This is a genomic window from Parasphingorhabdus sp. (genome assembly GCF_049667325.1).
Lineage (GTDB): Bacteria > Pseudomonadota > Alphaproteobacteria > Sphingomonadales > Sphingomonadaceae > Parasphingorhabdus.
Genome location: NZ_JBATHY010000063.1, coordinates 1 through 8,614, shown reverse-complemented (window position 1 = coordinate 8,614; position 8,614 = coordinate 1). Strand labels below are relative to the sequence as shown.

Annotated in this window: 8 protein-coding genes; 1 reads left to right on the top strand and 7 read right to left on the bottom strand. The window is 57.4% G+C overall.

Going from position 1 to position 8,614, the window contains the following annotated elements; all coding sequences use genetic code 11:
• Together nadA and WBM93_RS03480 are read right to left on the bottom strand one after the other, a co-directional pair.
• A partial coding sequence (gene nadA, locus WBM93_RS03485; RefSeq protein ID WP_424428209.1) for a quinolinate synthase NadA occupies positions 1 to 637 on the bottom strand: 637 nt, incomplete at its 3' end.
• A 64-nt stretch (positions 638 to 701) separates the two neighbouring features.
• Positions 702 to 1,448, bottom strand: a complete 747-nt coding sequence (locus tag WBM93_RS03480) for an adenylate cyclase (RefSeq protein ID WP_424428208.1) — start codon at positions 1,446 to 1,448, stop codon at positions 702 to 704.
• A 246-nt stretch (positions 1,449 to 1,694) separates the two neighbouring features.
• On the opposite strand from WBM93_RS03480, the gene WBM93_RS03475 reads away from it, so the two are divergent.
• Positions 1,695 to 3,308 (top strand): class I adenylate-forming enzyme family protein, encoded by a 1,614-nt coding sequence (locus WBM93_RS03475; RefSeq protein ID WP_424428207.1) that lies wholly within the window; start codon positions 1,695 to 1,697, stop codon positions 3,306 to 3,308.
• A gap of 19 nt (positions 3,309 to 3,327) precedes the next feature.
• Here the strand turns inward: WBM93_RS03475 and WBM93_RS03470 are convergent, their stop codons facing one another.
• The 5 genes from WBM93_RS03470 to WBM93_RS03450 form a co-directional block, all read right to left on the bottom strand.
• On the bottom strand, positions 3,328 to 4,407 hold the full coding sequence (locus WBM93_RS03470) for a Kelch repeat-containing protein (RefSeq protein ID WP_424428205.1): 1,080 nt from the start codon (positions 4,405 to 4,407) through the stop codon (positions 3,328 to 3,330).
• Complete coding sequence (locus WBM93_RS03465) at positions 4,404 to 5,120, bottom strand: DUF4230 domain-containing protein (protein WP_424428203.1); 717 nt, start codon at positions 5,118 to 5,120, stop codon at positions 4,404 to 4,406. The genes WBM93_RS03470 and WBM93_RS03465 overlap by 4 nt, the downstream gene beginning before the upstream one ends.
• Positions 5,117 to 5,989: an MBL fold metallo-hydrolase gene (locus tag WBM93_RS03460; RefSeq protein ID WP_424428201.1), complete on the bottom strand. Its 873-nt coding sequence runs from the start codon at positions 5,987 to 5,989 to the stop codon at positions 5,117 to 5,119. The genes WBM93_RS03465 and WBM93_RS03460 overlap by 4 nt, the downstream gene beginning before the upstream one ends.
• Positions 5,990 to 6,089: 100 nt before the next feature.
• Complete coding sequence (locus WBM93_RS03455) at positions 6,090 to 7,862, bottom strand: M56 family metallopeptidase (protein WP_424428199.1); 1,773 nt, start codon at positions 7,860 to 7,862, stop codon at positions 6,090 to 6,092.
• 8 nt (positions 7,863 to 7,870) lie between these two features.
• Positions 7,871 to 8,239 (bottom strand): BlaI/MecI/CopY family transcriptional regulator, encoded by a 369-nt coding sequence (locus WBM93_RS03450; protein ID WP_424428197.1) that lies wholly within the window; start codon positions 8,237 to 8,239, stop codon positions 7,871 to 7,873.
• Between the last annotated feature and the right edge of the window lie 375 nt (positions 8,240 to 8,614).

Here is an 8,614-nt window from a genome sequence, read left to right as displayed (position 1 = left end):
GAATATAGGCCGGGCATTCGGGATGCGCGGCGACCGGCGCGTCGGGATGCTGGGTTTTGAGCTTGAGCAACTCGGTTTCGCTAAACGCTTCGTGGACAATGCACACGCCAGGCCAGAGCACCATGTCACGTCCGGTTTTCTTGGCAAAATAGGCACCGAGATGCTTGTCGGGGCCAAAGATGATCTTCTGGTCGCGCGGAATCTGCGAGAGAATATGTTCCGCCGACGAGCTGGTCACGATGATGTCGGACAGCGCCTTCACCTCGGCCGAGCAGTTGATGTAGGTCAGCGCGATATGGTCGGGATGTTCCTCGCGGAACGCCTTGAACTTGTCGGGCGGGCAGCTGTCTTCGAGGGAACAGCCGGCATCCATGTCCGGCAGCACGACGATCTTCTCCGGCGACAGGATTTTCGCCGTCTCGGCCATGAATTTCACGCCGCAGAAAGCAATCACATCGGCATCGGTTTCCGCCGCCTTGCGGGACAGCTCGAGCGAGTCACCGACAAAGTCGGCAATATCCTGAATTTCCGGCTTCTGGTAATAATGGGCGAGGATGATCGCATTGCGTTCCTTGCGCAGCCGGTTGATCTCCTCGACCACATCAAGACCGGAAAGATTGTTGGACAAGACTGACATTTTTACGCTCCTGGTGCATGGCTCAGTCGCATCAACGTGCGTCTGTAGATCCTAGATATGGTCTCTAGCCTGCCGCCGCAACCGATTCCGCAAAACTTACCAGTGGTGGAAAGGAAGCCAGACCGGTAACCATAACATGGACTGCGATAGCGATGACCCCGATGCCGATCGTAGCAGGGTGGACGAGTCCCAGAACGTGCCGGTCATGCCGCGCGATCAGCGCCACAAAACCAAGCTGGACCAGCAGGACGACCCATTCACCCCAATCACCCATCAGGGGCAGGGGCAGCAGCCGCCCGAAGGCCGGTTCCAGAATGACGATCGTGGCACCAAACATCAGCCTGCGATGCCACTGGGTCTCTTTGCGTTTGCTAATCGCCCAGATGATCACCGTCAGGAAGACGATGGCTTCGACATAAACCAGTGCGAGAAAATAGGGTCCGCTGAAGAACGGCGGCTGTCTGTTCAGCGCGACTGCCATATATCCGGTGAAGCAGGTGAGCGCGACCACGGCAAAGGCCACCAGCAGGCTGATCCAGCCGAGTTTGCGGTGATATTTGATTGCCTTGCGCTGGATAAGGATATTCTGGCTTACAAAAAGTCCGAGCCAGACCAGCATCACCACCGCGTGAACATGCACCCAGATTGGTACGGCCGGGACATCAACCATGCCCCGCGCTGCAAATTGCGCGAAGCCGAATATGATGATCAAAGCCAATAATATCGCGAATTTGGTAAAAAATGCCTGGTCTGCGAGATAGTTTCTCCCGTCGCCGGCAGACGGTGCCATATCGTTTGGAACTGTCGCCATGTTCCCCTTCCCTTCGATTTTCTTTCTGCAAAACCGACCCGGCAGACATATTAGCATAGAAATTTGTTCGAAAATATCCAGATTGTTGAAGCCAACGGCTCAAAGACGCCCGTACCTTCGACAAACAGGCCCGCGATTCTGGATTTGACAACCCGCTGGCCGGCTTTGTCCCCGTTTCCACCTTGTCCGGACCTTCGCATTTCTGGATAAACTGTGTAAACAGATCAAAAGATCGGGAGGACGTCTATGTATCAGGTCACGCTCGTACAATCTCTGTTTCCGGCCCAGACGGACACACCTTTTCGCGAGATGACCGTCGACACATTGTTGCGCGAGCAGGCCGAAGCACGCGGCGACCAATTGGCACTCCGCGAATTGCTACCGGATGCGAGCATTGGTCGGGAATGGACATACGACGAATTGCTGGCGGATTGCGAGAAGCTGGGCCGGGCGCTGGCATCGCGGCATAACGCGGGCGCGCGGATCGCGATCTGGGCGAGCAATTGCCCCGAATGGGTACTGATGCAATATGCTGCCATACTGGCCGGCCTGACTGTCGTGACCGTGAACCCGGCCTATATCGCCAGGGAAGTCGAATTTGTGCTGCAGCAATCCGGTGCTGTCGGCATTTATCATTCGGTAGATGTACGCGGGCGGGCAATGGGACCGGTGGCCGAGGAAGCCTGCGCGGCGATTGAACGGACGATCCAGCGTTGTGAAATAACCGATCTGGATGCGCTGTTCAAAGGACATGAAAGCGGTGAACTGCGCCAGGCACCGCCCGACCATGTCATGCAGATCCAGTATACATCAGGCACGACCGGACATCCCAAAGGCGTGCTGCTCAAACAGAACAGCGTGCTGCAGAACAATGCCGATATATGCCGCCGCTGGGGCGTTGAGCCGGGAGATACAGTGTTCACCGTCACGCCGCTATTCCATGCAGGCGGTTCGGCATTCTTGTTCGGATGTCTGGCGACGGGTTCCATCTACACAACTGTCCCCTATTTCGACCCGGCTTTGGTAATCAACGGCATAGCCAGAACCCGCGCGCGCTTTGCCGGAGGCGTGCCAACCATGCTGGTGCTGATGCTTGAGGAAATCAAACGTGGTGGACAGGATGTCAGCTCTGTGGAACGACTGATGTGCGGCGCTGCAATGGTTGCTCCCGAACTGGCCAGAGGTGCGCGCGATGCCTTCGGCGCACCCGTGCTTGTCATCTACGGACAGACTGAAGCCGCTCCGGGTATTACGCTTTGCTGGCCCGACGACAACGAAGAACACCTCACCCAGACGATCGGCCAGCCACTGCCGCATATGGATGTCGCGATCCTCAACCCTTCCGATGATTCAGTCTGTGCTATCGGCGAACAGGGCGAGATTTGTGTGCGCGGATATAATGTGATGCACGGCTATAACGACAACCCCGAAGCGACCGCCGAGGCGATCGACAAGGATGGCTGGCTGCACAGCGGTGATCTCGGCACGATGGACGAGCGTGGCTATCTCAAAATCACCGGCCGGGTGAAGGAAATGATCATCAAGGGCGGCGAGAATCTGTTCCCCGCGGAAATCGAAAATGCGATGCTGGAACATCCGATGATTGCCGAAGTCGCCGTGGCGGGCATAGCTGACGACAAATGGGGCGAATTGGTCGCCTGTTTCATGCGGGCTGCCGATGGCGACAGGCCGACGGAAAGCGAATTGCACGCCTTCATCCGCGAACGGCTGTCCCCCCAAAAGACGCCGGCATTCTGGGTCTGGGTCGACGAATGGCCGATGACCGGTTCGGGGAAAATCCAGAAATTCGAACTCGCAAAGGCGTTCGAACGCGGAGCTTATCAGGATCAGATGGCCTAGGCCGGGACCGGCTGTCCGATCACTTCCCGATCCGGAATTTGACAATCCGGCTGGTCACTTTCTGCTCTTCGTCCAATCCGCCCAAGATGTAATAATCCTGACCGGCTTTCGCGAGAGCGCGGTGATCCATGCTCGGCTCGGCCAGCCTGCCGAGCTCGACCCATTTGTCGGTTTTCAGGTCATAGGCGAAAAATCCGCCCGATGGTTTCGCGGCCACGCCGTCATAGCCAATGCCGTCATAATTATAGGGATTGTCGCCGCCGCCCGCAAAAATGATCCGCTGGCCGGCCTCGTCGCCGATCGCCGCCATCCGATATTGCGCGCTACCGGCGTGAGCATCTACCCCGCGCCAAGTGATCCGGGTCGGGCTTTTGGGATCGATTTCCCCGCGCCAGGTCAGCTTCGCCGCGACGAATTTGCGCTTGCCGTCGGCGAAGACCGAGGCGACACCGTCGCTAACGATGATGCTATTGCCCGCGATCCCCCCAGCATGGCCGAAAACGGGCGTGCCCGGAAACGGGGTAGCCTCGGTCCAGGCGCCGGTCTGGGTGTCGAACAGCTGCACGGTGCTGACATTGCCTTCGTCATGCCAGCCGGAGATCAGATAGATAAACCGGTTCTGATAGGGCACAGCCAGCGCGTCATCTACGGGCGTCGGCATGTCGGCCTGCTTGTCATAGCTGCCGGTTGCCGGATCAAAGGCGAAGACTTCCGGTGTCGACAGTTCATCGCCATTGGGAGCGACTGTATAACCGCCGAAAATATAGATTTTGCCCGCCACGGTCACCGCCGCGCTGGCCAGCCGCCCTTCCGGTACCGGAACCGGGGCGATGGTCTTGCAAGATTCCGTCGCAATCACGCAGGCAAAGGCTGTGTTGCTCGTATCATTCCAGGTCTTGCCTGCCTTGAGGCCATTGAAGCTGTACAATGTCGGTCCATCCGGTCCGTCGGCAACCGCCACCGCATTATTGCTGATCGGTTCCGGCAAGGCAAACGCCGCAATTCGGGATTCAGGCTCCATTTGAGTATTCTGTTCGCAGCCTGACAAGGACAGTCCAGCGATCAGCATGGCTGGCATGAGAATATCATTCAGCTTCATTCCGTCTCTTCCCTCTTCTTTTTCTGCTCTGCCAATACGTCCCTGATCGGCCGTGAATAATCCCATCGTTCCTTGTAACGGCCGCGCTCGTATGGAAAAAAGGCGTCGATCTTTACCTCGACACCGGCGGCCTGCAGCGGAATAGCGAAATTGTGGCGGACCGCGCGGCGCGCGGATTCGCGCGCCAGCCGCATCTGAAGCGGATTCTGTGCCTGTTTCGCCAATTCCTCGACACCCTTTTTGCGGTTGGCCTGATCAAGGACTTTCTCCGCATCGGTCAGGGCGATCAGGATGCCGCCGTCATCATAGGTCTGGATCTGCTCGATATGTACCTCCGGCCGGGCGATTTCGATCGCGGGCATTTCGACATAAAGTATATTGTCACGCGCATCCCAGCGAACATTCTCCGCCTCCAGCTTGGCCAGATCAAGTTCGTAACGCACCGTGCCGGGCATGATCAGGGTCTTGCGCGCCGAAAGGCCGAGTTTGCTAAGCGTGGTGGTGACGGTAGCATTGTAGCTGGCCGAAAATACCGTCAGCCGGTTCTGTTCCTGCAGATTGGTCAGGCTGGCGTTGGCAATCGATACCGGATCGGGTCTAAAACTGCTCTCGACACGGTCGAAAAGCGCCCATGCAAGGGCGACGAGCAGGATGAGAAATCCGGTGACGATGGCAACCGGGACCCACGGGTGCCGGGGGGCCTGGAAACTCATTCGGCCATCGCCCAAACGTCACCAGATTGCGTTACCCGCCCGCGGTTCTGAAGGTCGATCAGATGCGCGCGTACCGATTGCCCGGCGGCGCCCTTCAGCCGCGGATCGAGACCCTTGTACATGCGCGGGACCATATCGATGATCGCGATGGGCCCTTCGTCCAGCAGCTTCAATATCTGCCGTTCGCGCTGCTTGCGATGGCCCATCATCCCGCGCACCAGCTGGCGGGTATTGGTTACTTTCTTGCCGTGAGCGGGGTAGAATATCTTGTCCTCGCGCTCGTACAGCTTTTGCAGGCTCGCCATATAGTCGGCCATATCGCCATCGGGCGGGACAATCACGCTGGTCGACCAGGCCATGACATGGTCACCGGTGAATAGCGCGCCGGATTCCTGCACCGACAGACACAGGTGATTGGATGTGTGCCCAGGAGTCGCTACGGCCTCTATGGTCCAGCCGTCGCCCGCTATGGTTTCGCCATCTGACAGAATCCGGTCGGGGGCATATCCTTTGTCAAACGCCTCGTCAGAACGCGGCAATTCAGACTCGATGACCAGCGGTGCACAACCGATGATCGGCGCGCCCGTGCGGGCGGACAGCGGGGCGGCAGCGGGGCTATGGTCGCGGTGGGTGTGGGTGCACATGATGGCGGTGATCTTGGCATCGCCGACAGCCGCGACGATGGCATCGATATGCTCGTCCATCGCCGGACCCGGATCGATAACCGCGCGGTCGGTCCGGTTGCCGACAATATAGGTCTGGGTGCCGGTGTAGGTATAGGGACTGGGATTGCCCGCCAGCACCCGCGCGACAAGTGGCTCCATCTGTTCGCACAGACCGGTGGGATATTTGGAGGGATCAAAGTCCATGGGTCTGATGTGGCATATTCAGCCCATAAAACAACCATCAAAAAGGGCGGCCCGTAAAACGCACCGCCCCAATACCCTGTTTACGAACCAGCCGCCGGCTTCAGGTCATCGACAATTGCGCCTTCACTTTTTTGATGCTGCGATCGAAATCCTTGATCTTCCTGGCCCGATCGACCTTGTCATCCTTGCACTTCGCCGCTTCCGCGCGTCCTTTTTCAAGCCCGATCAACGCCTCCTTGAGCACCGCTGCTTTATCGATCTTGACTTCAAACCCGCCGCATCCGGCTACTACGGCCCAAGCCTGTGTGCTGAGGCCGTTCCCGCCACCCATGGCGATCTGGCGGTTCATTGCGATGCAATCGGGACCATTGATCTTGTTACTGGTGGAATAGGAAATAGAAGACATAGAAGCGGCGGACTTGGCGCTGTTCCGAGCGTCGCGTTCAGCCTCCCAGGCCTCCTGCCTTGCTTCGCGGGCTGCTTGCAATGCCTCACGCCGTGCCTCGCGGGCTTCCTGCAATGCCTCGCGAACCTCTTGTTCGGCTTCCCGCAGATCTTGCTGCATTTCCCTTTTGGCCTGGGCAACTTCCCGTTCGACCTCGCGCATTGTAGAGCGCATGTGCGCGCTATCTGAGCGATGTTCGCGCAAAGCCTTGTCCGCTTCGAGGCGTGATTTTTCAGCTTCCTCCACCATCTTGCGAACTTCTTTTTCGCTCAGCCGCTTGTCCGTGCGCAGAACTATCGTTCTCCCGTTGTGCTTTATCTTGTGCACAAAATCTTTCGACAGGTCGGCATTTTTGCGTCCGTTGAGCATCGTGATATTGGTGACACCGGCATCGGCAGCAGGCGCAATCGGAGCACTCGGCGCATCCGGAGCAAGTGGCGCCATCGGGGCCTCAGGTGCGGAGGAGGGCGCGATCGGCGCACGCGGTGCTGATACATCGACCGGTTCGACGGCTTCGGCATAGGTGATTGTCGCGGTGAGCGGCAAGCTGATGACCGTACCGACCGCGACTAGCCCAGCTCCCAACCGACGACGGAGATTGGTTTTTTCCGATCGGCCGAGCATTTTCAGACGTCCCTTGATCTTGTCTTTCTGGTTCAGCGGACTGGCGAGACCCAGCCGATGGCCGGATGCCGACTTGGCGATGGTCCGACCATAGACAGCGCGAACATCGCGGCCGCTTTGCGCCAATATCCGTGCATCGCAAGCCGTCTCCTGATCTTGCCGGAACGAGATCCATGCGAACCACGCAACGGGGCTGAACCAGTGCAGTGACAATATCGTCAGCCCGACAAAATTGGCCGCCAGATCACCCGATTCATGATGGGCAATTTCGTGTTCCAGCGCCAGTTCCCGCTCACGCGGCGCATAATCGCGAAAGAAATTGGCGGGAACGGCGATATATTTTTCGAACACGCCAAAAGCAAGCGGACCTCCAACGGCCGTCGTTTCGAGGATTTTGATGTTACCGTGACGGCCGATCAACTGGCCGTCCGCAACAATATCTTCCCGGAATTGCAGATAGGCGGCAAGCTTGCTGATGAACAGCAGGCCGGCGCCGCCAAGCCACAAGATGATCGCGATCATCATCCAGTCGAGCGACGCAAGTCCGCCGAACGCGGTTGCCTGTGCCGGCACTGTAGCGACGAATTCCGAACCAACGGCCGCTGGCATGATAGCGGCTGCGGTTTCAACTTCTGCGGGTGCCTCGAGTGTGAGCGTCGGCATGAACAGACGCGCCAGCGGCAATATCCAGAGCAGATAGGCAATGCGGGCGCCAAAAAAATGGCTGACCGGTTTGCGGATCATCAATACCAGCAGCATCAACAGGGTCATCGACAGCATGGTATCCCAAATCCATTGATTCATATCGCCGCTCATTTTTTCAACTCCCTTAAAAGCTCCTCGATTTCGCGGATGTCATCAGCGCTCAGTTCATCGGCCTCGGCCAGATGCGCAACCAATGGCATGACTTTTCCCCCGAAAAGTCGATCCACAAAATTCCGTGACACGCCGGTGAGATAGGCATCCCGTTCGACCAGCGGCGAATAGAGAAAACGACGACCATCGCGCTCGGTGCCGACAACCGCTTTTGCGGCCAGCCGGGACAGCAAAGTCTTGACGGTCTGAAGCGACCAGTCTTTCTGTTGACCCACTTGATCAGCCACTTCTGTGGCGGTCATGGGAGCGCGCTTCCAGAGGACTTCCATGACGGCATGTTCGGCATCGCTAATGCGTTCGGTCATGCTTTCTATATCTCCCTCGAATGTCGCCAGTGACTACAACTGTAGTTTCATTGAGCAGAGATGTAAACTATAAATGAGGCGGTCGTCGTCGTTGGTGGATGGCCGGCTGTCGTTTGTCGAAAAATCGTCCGGTGTCGAATTATCTTACAAATTGAAAAATGTTAACGACAGTTAAACCATCCAAGTCATTGTAATAATGAATTTTTTAAAAACTGGCACGGCTAGTGCAAAGTATCGGGTGTCTCTGATTTTTCACAGTCAGATCCTCCTTTCAGGAGGTTCAAAATGAGGGGGACAGCGTACTGGTCTCCGCCGTCCCCCTTCATTTTCCAGTTTCTACAAACCCTACCCAGAATCAAAACGGCTCGATCCTCC

Bases quoted from the DNA above. Each gene is read 5' to 3' on its own strand.
- WBM93_RS03480 (WP_424428208.1), bottom strand. From the start codon at position 1,448: ATGGCGACAGTTCCAAACGATATGGCACCGTCTGCCGGCGACGGGAGA.
- WBM93_RS03475 (WP_424428207.1), top strand. From the start codon at position 1,695: ATGTATCAGGTCACGCTCGTACAATCTCTGTTTCCGGCCCAGACGGAC.
- WBM93_RS03470 (WP_424428205.1), bottom strand. From the start codon at position 4,407: ATGAAGCTGAATGATATTCTCATGCCAGCCATGCTGATCGCTGGACTG.
- WBM93_RS03465 (WP_424428203.1), bottom strand. From the start codon at position 5,120: ATGAGTTTCCAGGCCCCCCGGCACCCGTGGGTCCCGGTTGCCATCGTC.
- WBM93_RS03460 (WP_424428201.1), bottom strand. From the start codon at position 5,989: ATGGACTTTGATCCCTCCAAATATCCCACCGGTCTGTGCGAACAGATG.
- WBM93_RS03455 (WP_424428199.1), bottom strand. From the start codon at position 7,862: ATGAATCAATGGATTTGGGATACCATGCTGTCGATGACCCTGTTGATG.
- WBM93_RS03450 (WP_424428197.1), bottom strand. From the start codon at position 8,239: ATGACCGAACGCATTAGCGATGCCGAACATGCCGTCATGGAAGTCCTC.